The sequence below is a fragment of the Muriicola marianensis genome, from assembly GCF_014638095.1.
In the GTDB taxonomy this organism is placed as follows: Bacteria; Bacteroidota; Bacteroidia; order Flavobacteriales; family Flavobacteriaceae; genus Muriicola; species Muriicola marianensis.
The window spans coordinates 2,365,303-2,389,011 of sequence record NZ_BMFH01000001.1; the positions used below are offsets into that span (position 1 = coordinate 2,365,303).

General features: G+C 47.7%; 15 protein-coding genes and 1 rRNA gene. 8 read left to right on the forward strand and 8 right to left on the reverse strand.

Annotated features, from left to right (window positions below):
- Positions 1-19 precede the first annotated feature (19 nt).
- From IEV19_RS10840 to lysS, 3 genes are all read right to left on the reverse strand, one after another.
- Complete coding sequence (locus IEV19_RS10840) at positions 20-1,453, reverse strand: SLC13 family permease (RefSeq protein WP_188370664.1); 1,434 nt, start codon at positions 1,451-1,453, stop codon at positions 20-22.
- 97 nt (positions 1,454-1,550) lie between these two features.
- Positions 1,551-2,948 (reverse strand): PKD domain-containing protein, encoded by a 1,398-nt coding sequence (locus IEV19_RS10845; protein WP_188370665.1) that lies wholly within the window; start codon positions 2,946-2,948, stop codon positions 1,551-1,553.
- A gap of 150 nt (positions 2,949-3,098) precedes the next feature.
- Positions 3,099-4,787, reverse strand: coding sequence for a lysine--tRNA ligase (gene lysS, locus IEV19_RS10850; RefSeq protein WP_188370666.1), 1,689 nt, complete (start codon positions 4,785-4,787; stop codon positions 3,099-3,101).
- Between the two features lie 149 nt (positions 4,788-4,936).
- On the opposite strand from lysS, the gene IEV19_RS10855 reads away from it, so the two are divergent.
- From IEV19_RS10855 to IEV19_RS10865, 3 genes are all read left to right on the forward strand, one after another.
- Entirely contained in the window at positions 4,937-5,092 is a 156-nt protein-coding gene (locus IEV19_RS10855) for a YqaE/Pmp3 family membrane protein (RefSeq protein ID WP_188370667.1), read from the forward strand.
- A gap of 20 nt (positions 5,093-5,112) precedes the next feature.
- Positions 5,113-5,811 (forward strand): lipoyl(octanoyl) transferase LipB, encoded by a 699-nt coding sequence (lipB, locus tag IEV19_RS10860; RefSeq protein ID WP_188370668.1) that lies wholly within the window; start codon positions 5,113-5,115, stop codon positions 5,809-5,811.
- 107 nt (positions 5,812-5,918) lie between these two features.
- Positions 5,919-6,143, forward strand: a complete 225-nt coding sequence (locus IEV19_RS10865; protein WP_188370669.1) for a hypothetical protein — start codon at positions 5,919-5,921, stop codon at positions 6,141-6,143.
- Positions 6,144-6,240: 97 nt separating this feature from the next.
- Here the strand turns inward: IEV19_RS10865 and IEV19_RS10870 are convergent, their stop codons facing one another.
- Both IEV19_RS10870 and rnhB read right to left on the reverse strand, forming a co-directional pair.
- Positions 6,241-8,685, reverse strand: a complete 2,445-nt coding sequence (locus IEV19_RS10870) for a ribonuclease HII (protein WP_188370670.1) — start codon at positions 8,683-8,685, stop codon at positions 6,241-6,243.
- Between the two features lie 28 nt (positions 8,686-8,713).
- Positions 8,714-9,316, reverse strand: coding sequence for a ribonuclease HII (rnhB, locus tag IEV19_RS10875; protein WP_188370671.1), 603 nt, complete (start codon positions 9,314-9,316; stop codon positions 8,714-8,716).
- Positions 9,317-9,527: 211 nt separating this feature from the next.
- Between rnhB and IEV19_RS10880 the strand changes: the two genes are divergently transcribed.
- The 3 genes from IEV19_RS10880 to IEV19_RS10890 are packed head-to-tail and all read left to right on the forward strand — an operon-like array spanning position 9,528 to position 14,916.
- Positions 9,528-12,542: a SusC/RagA family TonB-linked outer membrane protein gene (locus IEV19_RS10880; RefSeq protein ID WP_188370672.1), complete on the forward strand. Its 3,015-nt coding sequence runs from the start codon at positions 9,528-9,530 to the stop codon at positions 12,540-12,542.
- A 12-nt stretch (positions 12,543-12,554) separates the two neighbouring features.
- A complete protein-coding gene (locus tag IEV19_RS10885) occupies positions 12,555-14,057 on the forward strand; it encodes a RagB/SusD family nutrient uptake outer membrane protein (protein ID WP_188370673.1) in 1,503 nt (500 codons plus the stop codon).
- 19 nt (positions 14,058-14,076) lie between these two features.
- Positions 14,077-14,916 carry a hypothetical protein gene (locus tag IEV19_RS10890; RefSeq protein ID WP_188370674.1) on the forward strand — a complete coding sequence of 280 codons (840 nt, stop codon included), beginning with the start codon at positions 14,077-14,079 and terminating at the stop codon, positions 14,914-14,916.
- Positions 14,917-15,262: 346 nt separating this feature from the next.
- On the opposite strand, the gene IEV19_RS10895 is transcribed toward IEV19_RS10890, so the two are convergent.
- The 3 genes from IEV19_RS10895 to IEV19_RS10905 all read right to left on the reverse strand — a co-directional run bounded on the left by IEV19_RS10895 (position 15,263) and on the right by IEV19_RS10905 (position 21,027).
- Entirely contained in the window at positions 15,263-15,928 is a 666-nt protein-coding gene (locus tag IEV19_RS10895; RefSeq protein ID WP_188370675.1) for a hypothetical protein, read from the reverse strand.
- Between the two features lie 75 nt (positions 15,929-16,003).
- Entirely contained in the window at positions 16,004-16,708 is a 705-nt protein-coding gene (locus tag IEV19_RS10900) for a hypothetical protein (protein ID WP_188370676.1), read from the reverse strand.
- Positions 16,705-21,027, reverse strand: a complete 4,323-nt coding sequence (locus IEV19_RS10905) for a thrombospondin type 3 repeat-containing protein (protein WP_188370677.1) — start codon at positions 21,025-21,027, stop codon at positions 16,705-16,707. The genes IEV19_RS10900 and IEV19_RS10905 overlap by 4 nt, the downstream gene beginning before the upstream one ends.
- A 183-nt stretch (positions 21,028-21,210) precedes the next feature.
- On the opposite strand from IEV19_RS10905, the gene IEV19_RS10910 reads away from it, so the two are divergent.
- Positions 21,211-23,187 carry a putative porin gene (locus IEV19_RS10910; protein WP_188370678.1) on the forward strand — a complete coding sequence of 659 codons (1,977 nt, stop codon included), beginning with the start codon at positions 21,211-21,213 and terminating at the stop codon, positions 23,185-23,187.
- Positions 23,188-23,527: 340 nt separating this feature from the next.
- Positions 23,528-23,709, forward strand: a 16S ribosomal RNA gene (locus IEV19_RS10915); the annotation flags it as partial.

Sequence of the window (23,709 nt, forward strand, 5' to 3'; positions counted from 1 at the left end):
TTTCTTCCGGGGATTTTTTTTAGAATAACAGGGGTAAAATAAACTGGAACATAAGCACCAGCAGGACCACCGAGATCAAATTCAGGATGACACCCACCCTGGCCATCTGGTGTACCTCGATATAGCCGCTGGCAAAGACGATCGCATTAGGTGGGGTGGCCATCGGGAGCATAAAGGCACAACTGCTGGCAATGGTAACAGGGATGAGCAGGTGCAGCATGGGAATCCCCAGTCCGATAGCGATACCCGCTACCACAGGGGCCAGGACAGCCACCAGGGCCACGTTGCTCATCAGCTCCGTCATAAAAAGCATCAGCAGGATCAGCAGGGAAGCGGTGAACAGGATCTGGAAGTCACTGTTGGCGATGGCTCCTGAGACCACATCTACCAGTCCGCTACTCGACATCCCGTTGGCCAGGGCCAAACCTCCTCCGAACAGGATCAGAATACCCCACGCCAGTTTATGGGTATCCCCCCAGGTAATTATAAAGTCGTTTTTCCTCAGATTATAGGGCAAAGCGAAAAGAGAGATGGCCCCGATCATGGAAATGATCGTATCAGAAAGCCCCAATGAAGGGAAGATACTGTTGATCACTGTGCGGAATACCCACAGAAATACGGTCACCCCGAAGATGGCCAGGACCATTTTTTCCTTCCCTGATGTAGGCCCCAGTTTTTTGAGTTCTTCCTGTATGACCTGGTGCGAAGCCGTAAACTGCAAATGCCGGTTGGGAAACATCCATTTTACCAGTACCCAGTAGCAGATCAGCAGCAAGATGGCTGAAAAGGGCAGGCCAAAGCTCATCCATTTCAGGAAGGAGATTTCGATCTGGTACTGGTTCTCCAGAAGACCTATCAATACGGAATTCGGAGGGGTGCCTATTACAGTGGCGATCCCGCCTGCATTAGCCGAGAAGGCGATCCCCAGCATCACACTGAGGGCAAAATTCCTGTCGTCCTTCGTGAATCCATCCTCGTCGTGAATCAGGAGGCGGATCACCGACATGGCGATAGGGAGCATCACAACCGTACTGGCCGTATTGCTGATCCACATGCTGAGGGTGGCCGTTGCAATCATAAAGCCCAGCACCACCTTGTTAGGGGTGGTCCCTGTGATCCGGATGATGGTCAGGGCGATCCGTTTGTGGAGGTTTACCTTTTCAAGGGCCAATGCCAGCACAAAGCCCCCGAAGAAAAGAAAAATGATCGGACTCCCATAGTTGGCTCCTACCTCCGTGATATTCATTACATCAAGGCTGGGAAAAAGCACCAACGGTAACAATGCAGTTACGGAAATAGATACTGCTTCCGTGATCCACCAGACCACCATCCACAAGGCCGTGGCGATCACGGCATTGGCGTGTTCCTTACCGGGCAGGAGGTCCGGGAGGTTGATCAAAATGAAGAAAAGGGCCGGACCCAGAAAGAGGCCGATTCTCTTACTCCAGGGCATAAGGTGTAATTTTGGCCTAATCTATAGGTTATTTTTCAGTTGGGAAAATAAAAAAGGGAGCGAACCGCTCCCTTTTCCGAACATGGCAACCAACCCTTTACGGAGTGAGATCAATGATCGAAAGATCACTGTCACAGGCTCCGTAGAAGATCTTAATTTCGTTTTCTACATCGTATCCCGCGATGAAATACAGCACGTTGTCTTTCTGTACGATCTCAGGCAGGTAATTTCCGTTGTATTTCACCTGGGCGATCTGCACCCCTTCAGCGCTGAATTTTCGAAGGTAATTATCCGTAGAGATCACAAATGAATTTCCGAGTGATATCAGGGCTTGTATGTTGGAAGTACCCTCGTAAAATTCTTCTTTTAGGATATTCCCCTCGCTATCCGTAACACGCAATTCTCCATTGGCGTACATGGCCAGGTTGCCATTGGAGAGTTCCACAAGCTGATAACTTCCGTTAAACCCATTACAGTCTGAGACCATTCCGGTAAGAGAGGAGTCCTCATAGATGACGTGGTCTGTCACATTCAGATCCCCGTCCATAAATACCAGCAGGGGTTTGTAGTTCGTGACATAGGGCAGGGTCGTGTTTTTGTTGAAAACAGCCCCGTAGGCAACGTAACCCCCGTCTACCTCAATCATGTCTCCTATCATGGAGTCGGCAGGCCCAAAGGAGTTCAGGGTAACCGCAAAAGCGTCTCCGCTGCTATTTCGTTTTTCAACCGCGGTCTTGTAGATCCCTCCATCTGCCTGTGTCCCGAAATATAGGTAATCTGCCCCTGCGGGAAGCTGACCGTAACTGTGTTTCGTCGCACTGCTGATGGCATTCAGCAAGGTCCATACACTGGTATAATTGACTTCCTGCGTTCCGTACAAGCTGCCGAGTGTCCTTGAGAAGACAAAATTCATTTTGCCGCTGGAGTAGAAGTTTACGAAACCACTACCCGAATTATAGGGTTTGTCGGCGATATAGTTGGAAGCATACTGAAGTTCTTCGTCGAATTCCCGGTAATAATATTTGGAGCCTCCTCCTCCTACATTGTCCTGTAATAGCTCCAGGGTATAGATGTTTCCGGTGATGGGATGGATCCCGGCCTCAAGAGGCAAGCCTGTATATCCTTGAAGGATCTCCGGGAAAAGATAGGAAGCTTCAATAACCAGAACGGTTACCGATTTTGACTGGGTTTTGGTTTCTTCTCCGTCATATACGGTAAGGGTGATCTCATAAGTTCCCCCTTCTTCAAAGCTGACCGAGGGATTCTCCAGTTCGCTGCCTGTACCATTGCCAAAATCGAAGGAATAGGAGGTGGCCCCTTCAGAACAGTTACTGATGGTCAGTACTTCCCCTACGCTCAGGGTGGTATTGCTCAACTCAAAACAGGCTTTCAGGGATACCCCGTCATCGGGATTGTCATCGATCAGTGTGAGGCCGTCCTTGGAACAACCCAAAAGAAATATAAGGCCCAGACCTAAGAGGTAGATTTTTTTCATAAACACAGATTTGAGGTTCCATGTTTATAAAACGTCTGCAGGCCCTTCTTATTTAAAAAATTAACAGGTTTTCGATGACTTGCATAGGCTGTAACCTACTGATAATAAATATTTTAGAAAATATTAACAGGTATTTCGTCGATAAAGTCCCTACAGCAGGGTACAAAGGAGATCCTCACCTTCTTTGACCACTTTTACCAGGCCATGTGCATTTAATCCTTTCATCCCCTTGTCCCAGGCTTTATTGCTCAATCCTGCTTTCTCCTTGAGGACGGGCAGGGAAACGGGATTTTCTTCCTTGAGAAGTCCGAGAATGGTCTTTTCATTCTCACTCAAGTCAGGTAACTTCTTTTCGGGTCGCATCTGAGGGAAGAAGAGCACTTCCTGTATGGAGGCGTTGTTCGTCATCAGCATGACCAGCCGGTCTATCCCGATCCCGATCCCGGAAGTGGGTGGCATACCGTATTCCAGGGCGCGCAGGAAGTCCTGGTCGATAAACATGGCTTCGTCATCCCCTTTTTCGGAAAGTTTTAATTGTTCCTCAAACCGCTCCCGCTGATCTATGGGGTCGTTCAGCTCAGAATAGGCATTGGCGATCTCTTTTCCGTTCACCATGAGCTCAAAACGCTCTGTGAGTTCAGGGTGGGTGCGGTGTTCCTTTGTAAGCGGACTCATCTCCTTTGGATAGTCGATAATAAAGGTGGGCTGTATGTAATGCATCTCGCATTTTTCACCGAAGATCTCATCGATAAGCTTGCCTTTGCCCATGCTGTCATCGATCTCGATATCGAGTTTTTGTGCGACTACCCTGATCTCTTCCTCGCTCATCCCGCGAAGGTCATAGCCCGTGTGTTCCTGAATCGCTGTCAGCAGTGATACCCTGGGATAAGGCGCCTTAAAATCGATCTCATTTTTTCCCACTTTTACTTTGGTGCTGCCATGGGCGTCCACAGCTACCTTTTCAAGCAGGCGTTCTGTGGTCTCCATCATCCAGTTGTAGTCCTTGTAAGCCACATAGAGTTCCATGACGGTGAACTCAGGGTTATGGGTGCGGTCCATCCCTTCATTCCTGAAATCCTTGGAGAATTCATACACCCCTTCAAACCCTCCCACGATCAACCGCTTGAGATATAGTTCATTGGCTATACGAAGATAGAGTGGAATGTTCAGGGCATTGTGATGGGTGACAAAAGGCCTTGCTGCCGCTCCTCCCGGGATGGGTTGCAGGATAGGGGTTTCCACCTCCAGGTAGCCCATCTCGTTAAAGAATTCCCGTATGCTGTTGGTGATCTTAGTCCTTTTGACAAAAGTATCCTTGACCCTGGGGTTGACCACCAGGTCTACGTAGCGCTGGCGGTACCGCTGTTCCGGGTCATTGAACTCGTCATAGACATGACCCTCGGCATCCACCTTGGGGAGAGGGAGGGGCCTTAGCGCCTTGCTCAGAATATCGAAATGCTTCACCATGACGGTCTTTTCCCCTACCTGGGTTGTGAAAAGGGTGCCATGAACACCAATGATATCCCCTATGTCCAGTAATTTCTTGTAGACGTCATTGTATAAAGTCTTATCCTCCCCCGGGCAGATCTCATCACGGTTGAAGTATACCTGTATCCTGCCTTCACTGTCCTGCAACTCGGCAAAGGAAGCCTTTCCCTGGATCCGCCTCGACATGAGTCGGCCTGCGATCACGACCTTTTTCCCTTCCTCGTAGTTCTTTTTGATTTGGGTCGATTTCGTATCCACCGGATACAGGGCAGCGGGATAGGGGTTGATCCCCATCTCCTTTAATTTGGCCAGTTTCTCCCTCCGTACTACTTCTTGTTCAGACAGTTGCATATTCCAAAAATTGAGCTGCAAATATAGCCAGATACAGGCAATCTTTCAATGAAAATCACCTTCAGGAAGTAAAAATAAAAAGAGGATGAGACTGTAACGTTTTAGGGATATGAGATACTGATAGAGTGCATCAATCAAAATACATCGCAATGAGCTTTTGGCGCGTCTTGCTGGCTATCCTTTTCCCTCCCCTGGCGGTTATCGGGAAGGGATGCGGCTCTATTCTTATCGTTTTCCTGCTCACCCTCTGCGGGTGGGTGCCCGGGGTAATCGCAGCCCTGATCATCTTGAATAATCCCAACTGATCCTCGTATCTTTGCTGCCTATGAACAAAAAGGTAGGCGTACAGGATCTGGGATTAAAAGACTACAAGGAAACCTGGGATTACCAGGAAGAGTTGTTCCAGGAGATCCTGGGGATCAAGATCCGAAACCGTCGGGAAGGAGGGGAATTGCCTACTCCCAACCACTTTTTGTTTGTGGAGCACCCCCATGTATATACCCTGGGGAAAAGCGGTGATATCAGCAATCTGCTTGTCACAGAAGCTCAGCTGCGGGATAAGGGTGCCACGTTCTACAAGATCAACAGGGGAGGGGATATCACCTACCACGGGCCTGGACAGATCGTGGGGTATCCCATCCTGGACCTTGACAATTTCTTCACCGATATTCATAAATACCTGCGACTGCTGGAGGAAATTATCATCCTGACCCTGGCCGACTATGGCCTGAAAGGAGAACGATCCCAGGGGGAGACCGGGGTCTGGCTGGATGTGGGTACCCCATTCGCCAGAAAGATCTGTGCTATGGGGGTCAGAGCCAGCCGGTGGGTCACCATGCACGGCTTCGCCTTCAATATCAATACGGACCTGTCTTATTTTGATATGATGATCCCCTGCGGTATCAAGGGCAAGGGCGTCACCTCTCTCAATGTGGAATTGGGCAAACAGGAGGTGCCTATGCAAGAAGTACGAGAAAAGCTACTCCGACATTTCGGAGTGCTTTTTGAGGCCGAGATGACGTGATTTGTCATCAAACCCCACTTATAATTAAAATTTAAATCCCTGTAAATGTAACATTTAACGGGCTGATGCGTCTATATAGTACACAACCTAATTAAAGAACAACTACAATGTCAAGCATCAGAACACAATTCACGCACAAGAGCATCATGCTGGGTCTGCTTTTCCTGGGGATGTTGTTGAACTCACAGTTTGAGTCGTGGAGTTCAACCGATGCCGTCGCAGAACAGGAAGTGAACTCGTCATCAGAATTACAATCGGAAGAGTCTTTAGAATCTGATACTATGAATTCAGACGAGAACAGATCTGAAGTGAGTATGGCCGATTTTGGTTAACATTTAGCTTCTAAGGACCATAAACCCCCTTGCAAGTACTCTATTTTATTAAATCTTGAATCAAGAAATTTAAGTAAGACTTTGCTCTTCCTATTGATTAATTAAGACTGTAAACGATCAGCGAATTCTCCTCAAATTTGGCAACGATCTCCACCTTTCTGTCGTTATCCATGTCTGAGAGGTCGATAGGAGAGTTGGCGTAGACAGGGAATCCGGCAAACGGAATAGCATTGCTGTCAAACAGGTAAGCGCGCTGTGTTTGTATATCGGTGACACTCACGTAGATCTTGTCGTAGATATAGAAGATGCGGGGTTTAGTGTACACGCCTAGGTCCAGGACCGCCTTGTTCCCCTTGATGGTGAGTTCGTTGTCATTCATTAGGGATAAGGTTTTAATGGTGGCATCCATCCCGTGGTCGGCTGCCAGGTTGAAACGCGTTTTAGTGATCCTGCCCCGGGTATCTGTTGAAAACAGGGTTCCCGTTTTGTCCGTCACAATAAATTTGTCGTTATAGATGTAGACGTCATTGTCTGAAAATTCGATCTTCTCCTTAACGGCTACCCTGGTATCCCCAACGCGATTAAGGATTTTCAAGGACCCGTCCTCCAGGCGGAAGACCAGATAATCCCTTGTTCCCACCCTGAAGTGTCTGGGTCGGTCCAAGACAGGGCTGTCGGCCTTTGTGTATTTAAATCCTGTAACTATATTTCCCTTGCCGTTGTACATGCGTACATCGCTCCCCTGGGTGATGACAAACCTGTAATTGCGGTTCCCCTCGTAATCAAAGACAGCCAGCGGATTCAGGACCGGGCCGGAGAATTTCATGTCGAAGGGTGCCACTTCCTTCCCATTCCTGTCCAGCACGAGGAACTGGTTATTTGTGGTAAAGGCGAGTTGCAGTCGGCCGTTTTTGTACAGGTCGATCTGCTCTATCCTGCCCTGAACTCGTCCTTCCAGCTCCTTTTTCCAGAGGATCTTCCCTTCTGATGAGATGAGGTAGAGGTTGTTCTCTGTATCCTGTACCACAATCTCTTTTTTATTGTTCCTGTGGTCCGTAACAAATTGGGGAACGGTCGCCAGGGGAGCATCTAGCTGCAAGGTGAAGCGCGGACTGACCCCTTGCTTCCTTACACTGCTGGATTTTCTCTTTTTGAAGATGTTGAGATGACAGAAAGAACGGTCTGCCACTACCTGGAAAGCCAATAAGGGATCCCCAATAGCCGCCTCATTTGCGAGCCTGAACAGCTCAGAGGGCAGGAGGTCTGAGGCCACGTCCTGTAATTTTTTACCGTCGCCTATCAACAGAAGTGAGGAAGCCTCTGCGAGTTCTTCTTTTGCGCTCTGATAGATGGCCGACTTGTCATAGGAGTTTCCGCTATTGATATTGCGGATGATAAGTTCCAGAAATTCCTTTGTGTCACTGAAGACAAAGGAGTTGTCCAGAACTGCGTAATGCGTAAAGCTAAAATCCCTGATAAATGAGGGGAAAGCTTCTTCCAGCACGGAATTAGGCTTTAGCACACCTATTTCCTTGCCCTGGTAATCATAACTGTCCTGACGTGCGTCCTGAAGGAATTCGGCCAGGCTAAGTGCACCGTATGTATTCAGCAGGACAGCCCTGTTGTTCCCTTGGAAGACAAGTCCGACTGCCTCCGAGGTACGGAACAGAGAATCAGAAATCTGATTGCCAGGAAATACCTTGCTCTGATTTTCGGCAAATGCGCTGTGGTCTGCGAAAGAAATGGTCAGGAGTCCGTCAGCTCCTTCTGGGGTCAGCGAGGCAAGGGTGTTCAGCACGGGCCGGGTCTGATCAAAAAGACCGATCAGGGAAGGGAGGCTGTCATTCTCGACTCCAACCCCCGTCCACTGCCACTTGTCCTGTGAAAGGCTGAGGTCTAAGGCAAGCGATCCCGCCAGTCCGGACCATTCGGTTCGGTTTTTAATAGCCGGACCTGCCAAGGAATCCGCTTTTTCCGAATCGACAAATAGAGTGAAAGGTCTTCCTGTTGCAGAACTTTTCAGCAAGGATATACGCCTCTGATCCTGATCTTCAGGAAGGCTCGAAGTATCAAAGGAAGTGATTAAGACGGAATCCAGACTGGATAATCTAATGCTTCCAAGATCCTTAGAGAAAATTTTTTGGGTAAATGAAGCTTCTGCTTTGTCAGTATCCAGGGGATCTGCGGGTAATTCCCCTGTTACTGCCAGGCTGTCTTTTTCCTTTGGTTCCTCCCTGATTCCGGAAATATACAGATAGGACAGGCTGTCGCCTTTAGTGGGAAGTGCTGCCAGGTAACCGGATTCCTCAGGAGAGAGGTGTTTCAAGTGTTGCAGGAATTCAAGAATGGGTAAATCGGTTGATGTATCCTCCTTTAGAAATTCGTGATCCAATTCTCTGAGGGCTCCTTCAGGATCGTTGACTTTCAAAATATAGACGGCATTCCGGGGGATGGCTTCTTCGGGTAAGAGGTCGGATCGCTCCAGCGGATTACACGCTGCGAACAGAAGGGCGATCAGACCCAGCCTAAGAATACCTTTCATACGCCTGTTTTGGAGCAAAAATAGGATTTTAAAGCTCAAGGGATAACTGTTCATTCCTGATTTTAAAACTTTTTCGATGGTACTTGGTCAGGCCGTATTCCCTAATTGCAGCTCGGTGTTCCTCTGTGGGATATCCTTTATTCTGCCGCCAGTTGTACATGGGGAATTCATCGTGTAATGCTTCCATGATCCGGTCTCTCGAATTCTTTGCCAGTACCGATGCTGCGGCGATACTCATATATTTTCCGTCTCCTTTTACAATGCATTCATGGGAATAACCTGCAAAGGGTTTGAAGCGGTTCCCATCTACCAGAATATGTCTGGGGGCTACCTCGAGCTTATCCAGAGCTCTGTGCATCGCAAGGATGGAGGCATTGAGGATATTGACCTCATCGATCTTCTCGGGCGGGATATGCACAATTCCGAAGTCAAGTGCAAAGGTTTCGATCTCCATCTCAACCCTGAATCGCTGCTCAGCAGAAAGGACCTTGGAATCGTTGAGCAAAGTTGATGTAAATCCGGGGGGCAGGATCACCGCTGCAGCGGTGACCGGACCCGCCAGGCAGCCCCTTCCGGCCTCGTCTGTTCCTGCCTCAAAGAGGAATCTGTGATATTCTCTTAATCTACCCAAGTGTATTATCAGAAAAACAGGTTAATAATGGTTTTTGAGGAACTTATCTTCAAATACTTTGCTAAAAGTACAGGGAATCCATAAAAATGTTGAATAATCGATAATAAATCTACATATTTTAACATGCCTTAACCTCCTGTTCACTTCTCATTTGGATAATTAAAAGTTAATCATCATTTTTGCCACTGGCTAATTCAAAAAATCTAATTAAATGAAATCAAAGTTAACATGGATGTTGACACCTTTGTTGGTGCTCTGCATGAGCTTTTCTTTTGCACAAGAGAAAAGGATTTCGGGTAATGTGACGGACCAGAACGGTCTGCCCCTGCCTGGTGTTGCTGTTTTGGTTGAAGGAACCACGACGGGAACGCAAACCGATTTTGACGGAAACTATACCATCACTGCCCGAGTAGGTCAGGTTCTCAGGTATAGCTATCTGGGTCAAAAGACGGTGACGAGAACGGTTGGTGCTTCCAACACGATTAATGTTCAAATGGAAGATGACGCTGAAGCACTTCAAGAAGTCGTAGTGCAGGGTTATCGAAACTCCACCAAGGAGAAGTCCAGTATTGCATCGGTAACGATCAACGCTGAGACCATCGAGAACAGGCCTAATGCGAGTTTTGTACAGACACTTTCAGGTCAGGTGGCCGGTCTGAACATTACGACCTCTACAGGTCAGCCCGGTGCTGCTTCCAACGTTAACCTTCGTGGTGTTACCTCCATTAACGGTAATACTCAGCCTCTTTACATTATTGATGGTGTACCTGTAGACCAGTCGAACTTTAGGAGTTTGAACCCACAGGACATTGCCTCTGTATCAGTCCTTAAGGACGCGGGTGCAACGGCCATCTACGGTAACAGGGGTGCGAACGGTGTAATTGTGATCAAGACCCGCCAGGGAAATTACAACACAGGTCTTCAGGTGAACTACACCGGGATTATGAGTTTCAGTACCCTGCAGGACAATGATTACAACCTGATGGATTCGCAGGAGCAGCTAACTCTTGAAAAGCAGAGAGGTGCCGGACGTGGAAACCTGCTGACCGATCAGGAGATCGCAGAGGCTCCTACTTTTGACTGGGCTGATTTCTTCTTCAGGACAGGGTTGACACAAAACCACACCCTTTCCCTTCAGTCGGGAAGCGAAAACTTCTCTCAGTTTACCTCCTTTGGATATTTTGATCAGGAAGGTATCCTCCAGGATTCCGGTCTGAAAAGATTCAGTATCCGAAACAACACTTCAGGGAAATCTGAAAATGAGAAGTTCAACTACAGCACGAATTTGACCATTAACTATTCTACCTCCAACGAGCCAAACTCAATTGGTTCGGGAGCGATCAACAGGAACTATATTCTAGGTGCTTACCAATCTGTACCTTATATCACGCCTGATGATTACGTGGATGGTGCGGCATTATTGTCTCCGCTCCTTTTCTCTAATACACCTCTTTTCCTTTTGGATCGATTGAGAACATACACGAGGAAAGAAGAAGAAGTAAGGCTTATAGGAAGCTTCCAGGCCGGGTATGAGATAGTACCAAACCTTTCCGCTAACTTGACCATGAGTGCGGATTACCAAAGTACGTTCCTGACCAGGGCTGAGGGTCCAACCTCTTTTAACGCATTGTTATTCGGTGGTGCTGAGAACCCAACTTCCGGTTTCCAGCAGCAAATCTCAACAAGGCAATTCTCTTATAACCAGGTTACGTCTCTGAACTATACAAATACCTGGGGCAAGCACTCCCTTGACGTTGGTGCTTACTCGGAATACTTCAAGGCTCACCTTAGGGGCTTTGGTTTCTTCGCCAACGGTTTGAACCCAAAGACTTTCTATCCTGGTGATGGAGCCGGTTTGATCCCTGTATTCTTTGACACAAATGCAGGAGCACTCTTGTTTCCTGATTTTCCAAACGCTACGATCAGGAACGCCGGACTGTTCTCTATCTTCAGCCAGGCTGATTATGACTTCGACGGTCGCTACGGTATCACCGGAACGATCAGGAGGGATGCTTCCTACCGATTCGCAGGAAGTAACCGTTATGCGAACTTCTTCTCTGTGGCCGGTCGATGGAACATCGACAACGAGTCCTGGATGGAAAACTCCATCTTTGATGTGTTAAAACTCCGTGCATCTTATGGTACCTCAGGTAACCAGAACATCTCCGGAGTAGGATATTTCTCTGCGCCTGACCTTACGAAGAACTTCTTTGCAACAGGTACAGGATACGGAGCTCAGAACTCCATCTTCCTTTCACAGATCGCTAACACCACTTTGAGATGGGAGACCGTGACTCAATCTAACGTGGGTATTGACTTCGAGTTGTTCAACAACCGCTTGAGAGGTAGTGTTGACGGTTATATCAAAGAAACTTCTGATCTCTTCCAGAGTACTCCGGTTTCTGCAGTGAACGCAGTAACTCAGCTGGATGCCAACACGGGAGATCTCAAGAACACAGGTGTTGACCTTACGCTGAACTACAACATCCTCAACGGAGGTGATGATGGATTAAATCTTGTCCTGAATTTTGTAGGGAACTACAACAAACAGGAACTGAGTAACCTTCCAAGCGAGGATGGCGAGCTTATCGGAACCGGTAGGAATGGTGGTAAACTCTTTGAGTACTTCACTATCCGCTATGCGGGTGTTAACCCTGCTAATGGTAACCTCCTGTTCCTGGATGCTGATGGGAATGTTACTGAAAACCCCGATGCCGATACTGACAGGGTTTGGTTGGATAAGAACATCTTCCCTGATTTCAACGGAAGTTTCGGGTTTAACCTGGATTACAAAGGTTTCTTCCTGCAAACTCAGTTCAACTACACTGTGGGAGTGGATCGATTTGACAACGACCTGGCCAGTTTCCAGAATCCTGACAACATCGGACAGTTCAGGTCTTCTCGTGACCTGCTGAGGGTTTGGACTCCTGACAACAGGATCACTGATATCCCTTCATATGATGCATTTAACAGGGCGGCCGTTGGATCTACCAGGTTCCTGAGGAACGCCGACTATATCAGATTGCGTTTTGCATCTATCGGATACAGTTTCCCTGCAAAATATCTGGAAGGAACTGGGTTGTCAAGACTCAGGATCTTCGGTAATGCAGAGAACCTGTTTACCATTACTGAGTGGAGAGGTTTTGATGCAGAGGCACTGAGCAACACCTCACGCCTGTATCCGACACCTAAGACACTGTCAGTAGGATTTGAATTAGGATTTTAAATAAAAAGAGCAATGAAAAATTATAAAAAGATATTTTATCTATTTGGTTTGGTGACTATGCTCGTGGCCTGTAATGATGCCATCGACATTGACCAGCCAGGACGATTAGACGCGGATGCGGCCTTTGAAAGTGTGGCAGATCTGCAGTCGGGACTCCTCGGGGTCTATGCTAACTACGACCTGAGTGGTGAGATCGCCTTCAGCTCTATCTTTACCGATGAATTGTCTATCGGTTTTGATAACGGAGGACAGGGTCTCGCTGACTATGGATTCGTTTTGAACGCGGGTAGCACGGCTCCTGCTGTATTCTGGACAGGCGGATATGCTGCCATTAACTCGGCCAACAGGCTGATCGAGGCTGCGGAGATCATTACTCCAGAAGCTGGGGAACAAACCCAGTACAACAACATCCTGGGGCAGGCTTACTTCCTTAGGGCATGGGCACACTGGTTCCTAATGGAGTATTTTACCACGGATTACGCAGACGACAATGCTCTTGGTATTATCGCTCTGGACAGGGTTCCAACAATCGATGAGCAGTTGTTGAGAAACACTAATGGAGAGGTATATGCTTTAATCCTCGGTGACCTGGATCGCGCACAGTCTCTTATTGGAAATGATACCAGTGATCCTACTTTTGTGAACATAGATGCGGTCAACGCTCTTCGCGCAAGGATTGCCGCCTACCGTGAGAACTATACTCTGGCCGCTACCTTGAGCCAGCAGTTGCTGGACAAGTACGGTCTGGCCAACAGGGCTCAGTATGAGGCTATGTTCCTCGATACGGATAATACCGAGATCATCTTTAAGCTGGAGCGTACGAACAACGATCCTTTTGATGGTCAGGGAGCCACAGGTAGTCCTGCTGCCGGGGGATGGGCCGGTGCCCGTTTCGCCTTTGTCGATGCAACCTTATCAGGATCTCCTTATTTCGAGATGGGACGTTCCCTTTTCAACCTGCTGGATCCAGCCGATATCCGTTACGATGTGAACGTGGCGCCTACCAGCTTGATCGACCCAGATTACAACATCAATAACGATCCTGCTACCGATATTTTAGTGATCCAGAAGTATCCTGGTTCTGAAGGTCAGCCTCTGATGAACGACCTGAAAGTGTTCAGGTCTTCTGAGATGTTGCTGATCCGTGCTGAGGCTTATGCCGATGCAGGAAGCATTAATGGGGCTACCAATTCTACGGCAGCCTTGCTAAAGCAATTGAGAGATGCTCGATTCGGTACAGACACCGCGCTGCCTGTTTTTGCAAACCAGACCGAGGCTTTTGCCGCCATTCTGAATGCAAGGAGGATCGAGTTGGCCTTCGAAGGTCACCGTTACAAAGACCTCAAGAGACTAGGTGAGCGCGCCAATCAAGGTGTGCTGAAAGATCCTATCGATTGCGCTTTTAACGGAGCCTGCAGCCTGCCTGCAACCGATTACAGGTTCACCCTGCCTCTGCCTATTGTAGAGTTCAACGCGAACCCAGGTCTTAGAGAGCAACAAAACCCTGGATACTAATCCATAAAAAGCGTAAACAATGAAAAAGTATATAACCTTATTATTCGTAAGCCTCTTCGCCTTAACAGCATGTGAGGAGGATCTGGTGATCTACGATGTTGAAAATGGTCAGGCGATAGCGACCATTACCAACGGGTCACAGCAGACACTGCCTGTGCCAGATACAGGAGACACAGCGATCATTGAAGTGGGTGTGACCACTGTTTCTGACGTGGATCGTTCCATTTCTATCAGTATTGATCAAACTCAGACCACGGCTCAACCCGATGAATATTCCATCGATCAGAGCACCCTGGTTATTCCTGCAGGTTCATTTGTGGGTCAGATCGAGATCGACGCTAACTTTAGTGCAATCCCAGAGACAGGTATCACCAGCCTTGTCATCAATGTAGATGACGTTGCTGGAGCAGACGCTTTGGAAGGAACCCTGACGCATACTATCAATTTCTTCAGGTTCTGCCCGTTTGAGGGTGATGCAACCTTCCTAGGCGATTACCAGTTAGAGACCGTTACCCTCGGAATCTTTGATACACCAACCCTGACTGACGGCGTAGTAACCATCAGCCAAGGGGCTACTGTGGCCGACAGAAGGTTCAGCGTTGCCGCATATCCGGCATTCGGTGCCTTTACTCCCTTCCAGTTCTCATTTAGTTTGATCTGTGGAGAGATTGTCGTTTCTCAGGTAGAAGGAATTAATGTGGGATGCGGTGGTGCTAACGGTATTGCACCGACAACGGCTACCATTTCCACGTACGATTCCGCAGACGATTCTGAATTGATCATCAATTTCATTGATGACTATCGCGACCAATGTGGTTGGGGTGCTCCTGAAGTACAGATTCGTCTCACCAAGATATAAGTAATCTAACTTACTATCAGAATATAAAAGGCCTCCTTTCAGGGGGCCTTTTTTGATTGATGAATTACTAATAAGGTAAAGGATGTTCTTAGATTATTTCCAAATTTACCAGGAAAGCTATGAAACTTGGCGGACTCTATCTACCGGTATGAGATGTAATTTAATTCACGAAGTTTAAACGATGTAAACAATTGAGGGAAGTTACTTTACGTAACTTCCTTAAGGCAACGTTGTCCCGATGGGCTCAATAGTAAATAATGAAGTTTGTTAAGATCCTCTGCGTTGAGATCAAATAAAAACCCGCACTACTCTAGTGCGGGTTTGTTACTTAGATGAAAATAAGAATTTACAGCGAGTTGTAATAGGCTAATACCTGCAGAACTTCTTCTTCTGTCTTCATCTTTAGTTTGTTCTTCTTGGAGAAGTCCTCCACTTCCTTCTGATGGTCCGGAAGGGCCGCCAGGATATCCTTACTCCTGAGCCTCACCTCTACTCCCGGATTGCCTTCGGTGATGATGTAATAAGAATTGTCATCATCGAATTTAGCAGGCTGGTCCTTGGAATAGGAAGAAATAGCAGCTCGCTCCTCCACAAACTCTTTGTGCTGCCTGAAAAGCAGTCGAGCTTTGCCTTTGTTCATCTCCACGAAATAGGCTTTTCTGATCGCTCCGTTGTTTTTGTAGTTTTCAATGCGATAGAGCTTCCCCCCGATTTCAGCACTGAGGTATTCTCTTTTCAGCAGGGTGATAACCCCTTTATCCGTCTTCATTTCTATACCGTCCTGGTATGCATTGAACCTGAGAAGTCCGTTGTAAGGCTGTTGTCCTTCAGCAAATACTTTTCCCAGCACAAATTCCTCATTGGCGTAAGGAGAGCCCTGAACATTTTCAGGGAGATTGTTAATCCCCCCCAGGGTGGTGTTGTTGATGTATTCCGTAGGAAGTTCAATGTTTTGGCCGAAGGCAAAGGATGCGCCCAGGGCAAAAACGAGCATAAGATTTTTTTTAATCATTGTTTTAATAGGATTTATTTGCTGAAATAGAATCAAATACCATTCCAGCTTTGGTTCATTTTTGATTTTCTGTCATTATTGCACTCTGAAATCGAAGATCTCCGACTGGGATGTATTTCCCTGGCTGTCCCTCGAAAGGATGCGCCAGTAATGGACCGTGCCGGCCGCTATAGTAACCTCAAAGGTGCTATCCGCCGTTGTACCCAGGGAAGTCAGGTTGCCCGGATCCGTTCCGAAGAATACCTCAAAATCAGTCAGATCATTGTCTACATCGCTTCCTGCCCATACCAGGTCAGTTGTTCCTGTGTCTGCCACCGTCGATCCCCTTTCAGGGCTTACGACCTCAGCCGGAAAAGGCGCGTAATTCTCCACTCCAGGCCCCTGATTATAGAATCGCCATGTAGCACTTGTGGCTGTTTCATTGGTACCGGTGGCCCTGGAGACCACAAACCATTCGTAGGGAACCCCTCTCAGCAAGATGATGGTGGCACTGTTGGTATTGGCATCCGTCCTGGCCGTATTGTTGTTGTCCAGGTTGCGGATGTTCAACTGGTATGTATCAGCGTTCTGGGCCTCGGTCCATCGAAAGGTGACACTGCTCTGCGTCTCGTTGATCACCGTGCCTTCATTGCACTCCGTATTGTTGTCCGGAAAGATGAGAGTGGCAGCTGACGGGGGTACAACCGCTGGTGGTTCCGGTTCAGGATCGGGATCCCCGCTCCCTCCGCAAGAGATCATCAGCAGGGCCAGAATCGCGATTAGTTTTAATTCGTATCTCATTTTCTAATGATTTTATAGTTTAGTAAACCGGTGGATGTTCTGACATTTAAGAGATATATCCCCCTGGAAAGCGCATCGACATTAAATCGAATCTCATTGTTCTCAGTATTGTATTTTTTGCGGAAGACCGTTCTCCCATTGAGGTCGAACAAGGCTACCTCCACCTGCTCTGATCTATTATTCCCCAGATAAATATTGAGGTCACCAGACGAAATAGGATTCGGGTAGATCAGGAGTTCATCACTGAGTCTGATCACCTCCTCAAATATACCCTGACAGTCTTTTTCCGTTCTGACTGTAAGCACGTTTTCGACCTTCTTAAGTTCTAAAGTGATCTGGTTTGCCGTAGTCCGGAATACTTCTCCGTTAAGATTGATGGTGTAAGATTTGCCTCCCGACAGGTCGAGGGTGACTTTATTGTCGAAAGAATCTACCTTGGAGGAGACCGAGAGGTCCTGAGGTTCGGAGATCAGTACGGTAAAGCAGGTTTGGTAGTTCGCCTGGCCTTCCACTGTGATACAGACCTCATAAGAACCGGAGATCAGATTCTCGACCGTTAGCGTGTTCGTAAACCCTAAGCTTTCATTCAGACTGCTCCCGGAGATCGTGGCGGTATAGTTCAATGCTTCAACAGCTTCTATGGTAATACTTCCGTCATTGTTACCGGGGCAAGTTTCTCCTGTGCTGATGATAGCGAAGTTATTTGAGGGCAGGCTGAAGACCTCACATCCCGTAACATCGACCACGGCTCCCGGAGGGGTGTTATCGCACAGGTCATTGGCGTTGGGTACGCCGTCGTTGTCAGCATCGTCATCACAGACATCCCCTATTCCGTCCCCGTCAGTGTCCTCCTGGTTGGGATTGGCTACAAGTGGGCAGTTGTCCTCTGTATCTAAAATACCGTCATTGTCATCATCTGGATCACAGGCATCTCCCTGTCCGTCGCCATCAGTGTCTGTCTGACTTGCATTTCCTACCAGAGGGCAGTTATCATCTACGTCGAGTATGCCATCATTGTCATCATCCTCGTCATCCTGGAAGCCTTCCACGACCAGGTCGTCAATGATCACTCCTTCCTGCGTCACTGCCGGATCGGAATGGAAAACGATCCTGAAGATCACGTTGGATTCCCCCGTAAGGTCGGGTTCCCCCAGGGCGGCATTGGCCGTAAAATCATAGGCGTATTCCTTCATGGTCGCGTCTGTCCCGGTCCATTGTGCTCCCGGGCAATTCTGGCAATCGTCATCCGTGCCGGAACTATCATTGGTGCGGTCGCTGTTGTACCAGTTGGGCTGACTGTTGATGTTCCCCAAAACTTGCCAGTTGGCGCCGTCATCGGTGCTGTATTCCACATAGACGATATCGAAATTGATCTCCAGGTCAAAGGCCATCTGGAATTTCAGGACGGGAGCCAGGATGCCGGACAATTCATAACAGTCGCTCACGAGGTAGGCAAGTGTCCCATCCGGATGGTTCCCATCGAGATTAGTGCCGTAAACCTGAGTGCCAGAGCTTGCCTGGTTGAGGAGGGTACCGGTAGGAACACCTCGTTCCCAGAGCGGAGTGCCTCCTCCATCATTGTAAGTATTTAAAGCGTCAGCTGCCGTTTCAAAAGTGTTCACCTCTCCACCGAGTCCAAAACCATTGACATAGAAGACGTGAGAGATGGTATTGTTATCGGGGAAAGCGTCGTTCGGGATAGAGACAGTTACCTCCAGAGTATATTCCCCAATGGTCGATAGACTGAGGGAGGGAAGGGGTATAGTAGCGGTTTCCTCGCTATTCAGTGTAACGGGTGCATCAAAATTCTGAGCACTACCGCCATTGAGACTATAGCTCACGTTCACGGTTGTGATAGGATTCAGTCCGTTATTCTCTACGACGATCTCAGGGAAGATCTCCCCACATAGGAATAAGTCATTAGCTGGGTAAAGCGATACCAGCCTTACATCATTGTCCGGTACCTGTATAGGAATAGGGGATTGCCATACGCCCCGCCCATAGGTAGAAGCTGTGATCAGCTCGTCATCCAGGCTTATGTCCAGGTCGCTGATGGCCACACTCGGGAGATTTGTAAAATAATCTTCCCACTCCGTCAGGGTGTCATCAGTCCGGTATACGCCCAGGCTGGTCCCGACATAAATGGGGTTATCGGTGTGCCGTCCCTGGTGGACGATGGAGAAGAAGGCCTGGTCTGTCGGGATGTTATAAGTGATATTCGTTTCCAGCCCTGCATCTCCGTTCGCATTAACGGGAATCTTGACGATCTCCTTTTGCACGGGTTGATTTGATTGACTGATCCCTACCCTGGAAGAGGTCACATAGTAGACAAAGGAGCCGTCATTTGAATTGACGGTCATATCTGAAATATCAGCATCGGCGATGAAAAAGGCTGTAAAATTTTGTCCCCCGTCTCCGCTGCGATAAATAATGTTGCCTTCGGCGGCGTATATCACGTTGGGATCTGTGGGGTCGACTTCGATGTCATCAATGTTTCCGTCTCCGAAATCATTGGACCATTTTTCCCAGGCATTGCCAACGAGCTTGTAAACCGCATCGAATCCCGAATAGATCTCCCCAGTACTGCTTATAGCCAGGGGGGTGATCCAGTTTCCCTGTATGGTATTGTTGTTTTCATCCCTTGGCGGACCTACATACCCGATGGACTGGCCTGAATTGGAGGAAATGTTAAACGAGCCACCGAACTGTGTGAAGCCGTACACCAGGTTGTCATTGTTGGGGTCGATCACGTTGTCCATTCCGTCTCCCCCGTGGTAGTTCTTCCATTCCCCGTTCTGAAGGATCTGCCCCCCATTATCCTGCAATCCTCCTATCATCTTGGAGGAATTCGAAGGAGATACTGAGAGCCTGTAAAACTGGCCGACGGCCATTCCAGCGGAGTAATCTGTAAAGGTGGCGCCACCGTTTGTCGATCTGTAAATTCCTCCGTCCGTACAGGCAAATACCTGATTATTGAAGATTTTTATAGTATGTATATCTGCATGGGTGTAAGCTGAATTATTTACAAACCACTGGTTCAGGCGGGTAAAGGTATTACCACCATTTGCACTTTTCCAGATGTTCAGGCAACCCATGTAGAGCTCGTTGGCATTGTTGGGGGATACTTCAAAGGCCAAATCGAACCAGGCCTGGCTGGATTCCATGATGTTGGTGGTATTCGGGCTTTCGGTAAAAGTAGCCCCACTATCTGTCGATTTATAAAGGCCCTGATAACTGAAGTTACTCGACCCTGTATTGGCCGTCAAAATATAAAGCACTTCAGGATCTGCAGGGGATACTCCCAGCAATGCTCTTCCTGAGTTTGTAGGTAGCACCAGATTTTGTCCGGTCCCTTCATTTCGTAAATTGGTAAATGAATCTCCCCCATTTGTTGATTTAAAGAAGTTGACCTGGTTGCCACTTCCACCTAGATATCTCCCTACAATGGTATAAACCGTATTAGGGTCTCCCGGTTTGAGTTTTAGATCGGCAATATATCCCGTCAGTTTTCGATCCCAGGTGTTCCCTCCATCGAGACTTTTATAAAGTCCAGAATTTGTGGCCACCCATAAAACATTGGAATCAGAAGGATCGATCAGGATCACTGTCATGAGGGTGTTGAAATCAGAATTAGAAGGGTTGAGTCCGGTTTCCTGCCAGGTGGCTCCACCATCCAGTGACTTGAAGACACCTACACTATAAGAGTCTGCGGCGTCATCGTCTCCGGTGGCAATATAGATGACATTCGAGTTATTGGGATCGATGGCAATGCTGGAGACCCCGATCTGTGGGAAATCGTCAAAAAGATTGGTCCAGGTAGCCCCGGCATTCGTGGTCTTCCAGATCCCTCCGGCAGGTGCTCCCACGTACCAGGTATTGGGATCGTTGGGATCTACCTCTATGGCATTTGTCCTTCCTGTCCCGGGTAATCTTCCCGAGAATATTCCGACCTGTTGCGGTCCTACCGAGGTCCATGCACTGGTGGGGTTTGTGGTCATTGCCTGGCGGCTCTGCTTGTTTTCCCAGGCCTGCCAGAGTTTTTTGGGGGTGGGCAGGTAGCCCTGCTGATCTACGAAATGCATCCAGTAATTCTCCCACCGTTTATAAGGTTTAAATCCACTTCCTTTGGCATTGATGTCCTTGTCCTTCCAGTATTCGTCAAAGGCCTCACTGATCTCAAAAATAGAGCGGGGTTTATCAGGGGAAAGCGACTCGAACTGTTCACCATCAGGACCCGCCAGCCAGGGGGCATTCTGGTTGAACTGGGCATGGGAGTACAAGCCCGCTAGGAGGCAGAGCATGAGTAATTTTCTTATCATGTAATTTTTTTGACTAATATCCCGAAAATCTCCGGTTATTTCAATTTTATTTGTTCAGTGGACTCGTTTTTTGGGAAATTCTGAACAAGGAATGCACAATATAGGAAATAGATGTCTTTTCTTACCCGGGTTTCACGTTTCTTTAGTACTAAAAAAAGTACCTTTGCCGGAGTCTGTTTTTTTATGAGATACCTGATCGCAATTGTAGCTTTTCTTATGATATACCCGGCTGTAGCCCAGGAAACACTACCTCCCCCGGGTAAACAAAAAGACTCCACACAATTCAGGAAACAGAATTTGAGGCAGAGTCTGGTAACTAGTGGAACGGAAGCTGTCAACAAGATCGAGGAGTACAAGATCATCTCCTATTCCAGGGATACCACCTACCTCGATACCACCCTGACGATCCAGAAAGAATACAGGTATAATTATCTCAGAAGGGACGATTTTGAGCTCATGCCTTTTGCCAATGTGGGCCAGCCCTACAACAGTCTGGGGGTCGACCTTACCAGGCCCAACCTCTATCCTCAGATTGGAGCCCGGGCGAGGCATTTCAATTACCTGGAGAAAGAGGATATAGCTTATTACAATGTGCCGACGCCACTTACTGACCTGTTTTTTAAGACCACCTTTGAACAGGGGCAGTTACTTGATGCGATGATCACCTTCAACACCTCGCCCAGGTTTAACTTCTCCATCGCTTACAAAGGATTTCGATCCTTAGGTAAATACCAGTTCAGTCAAATGGAATCAGGTAATTTCAGGACCACTGCAAATTACCAGTCCAGGAACAACAGGTACACCCTTCGGGCTCATATTGCGGGTCAGGACATTTTGGGGGAGGAGAACGGCGGACTGATCGCGAAGGAGTTGCAGTTTGAATCAGAGGACCCTGAATTCAGGGACCGATCGCGGATAGATGTGTTCTTTACAGACGCCCGAAATAAGATTTTAGGTAAGAGATATCATCTGGACCAGAGGTATGCACTGGCCAGAAGAAAGGATTCAGTGTCTGATTCCTCTTTGGGAATAGGTCATGAGTTCACTTATGAAACAAAGTATTATCAATTTCAGCAAGACGCCCAGAACGATTTTTTCGGGGAAGACCTGTTCAGCCCGATTGACGACAAGGCCTACTTAAAGACCTTCTTTAACGGCGTAAGCCTGGATTATTCCAACAAATTTCTGGGAACGATCAAAGGATATGTGAACTGGTTCCAGTACGATTACTATTTTGACAGCATCCTGATTACGGAGGAAGGGACGATCCCTAATCAGCTCACGGGAGATGAGATCTCCGTCGGGGGCAGTTACGATAAACAGATAGGTCCGTTTACCCTGAATGGGAACCTCGCCTATGGAATCACTGGGGACCTCACTAACTACATCTTAGACGCTTCTGCCAGACTGAAGCTCAACGAGAAAAACGAGGTTGGCTTCAGTGTCCATGCTTCTTCCCGTAAACCTAACTTCAATTTTCTGCTGTACCAGTCGGATTACTCGAATTATAACTGGTACAATGCGGAAACCTTTGAGGATGAAAATGTACAGAGTTTGCAGTTTGATTTGAAATCACAGGTTTGGGGAGATCTCACCGCCCTGTATACTACGACAGACAACTATACGTATTTCTCCTCCAATGCATCTGCGGCACAAGTAGCAGAAGGGGAGGCCAATGCCTTTGTGACGCCTAAACAGGAAGGAAATCCGGTCAACCTGCTAAAGGTAAAATATCAGAAAGAATTCAGATTGGGTAAATGGGCCCTTAACAATACGGTCATGTATCAGAATGTCACCCAGGACAGTGAAGTGCTAAACCTGCCTCAGCTGGTCACACGCAATACCATATACTTTTCAAGTGATGTCTTTAAAAAGGCCATGTTCCTTCAGACAGGGGTGACCTTCAAGTATTTTTCGGCCTATAATATGAATGCCTACAATCCCCTACTGGGTGAATTCTATGTGCAGAATCAGGAAGAGCTTGGAGGGTTCCCGCTACTCGACTTTTTTATCAATGCCAAGGTGAGGCAGACGAGAATCTATCTGAAGGCGGAGCATTTCAATTCCTCCTTCTCAGGCAACACATTTTACGCAGCTCCCGGCTATCCCTATCGCGATTTTGTCATCCGATTTGGGCTGGTCTGGAATTTCTTTTCCTGATTGCGTAAATACTGCAGCTAATATTTTTCCAAAATCACACCTCATAATCAGGGTTTTAGAAAAGGATTTTTCGAATTAAAAAATTTTTCTTGCAAGGAGTTGTGCAACCGAAAAAAGGGTTCTATATTTGCACCCGCTTAACGAGAGATCGTTGGGCGTAAGAGTAAAGAAGATTAAGTTCATTGATATATTGGTAGACAGCGAATTAAGCCATTTGATGGTGTTTTTACACCAGATAATGGATTGATTAAAAGATTTTTTGATTTTTTAAGACACAAGAACCGTTTTGGGGCGGGACAGCTTTTTAGTTGGATGCATTGATGAGATATTTAATGTTATAACGATGAAGAGTTTGATCCTGGCTCAGGATGAACGCTAGCGGCAGGCCTAACACATGCAAGTCGAACGGTAACATAGGAAAGCTTGCTTTTCTGATGACGAGTGGCGCACGGGTGCGCAACGCGTATAGAACCTACCCTGTACAGGGGGATAGCCCGGAGAAATTCGGATTAATACCCCGTA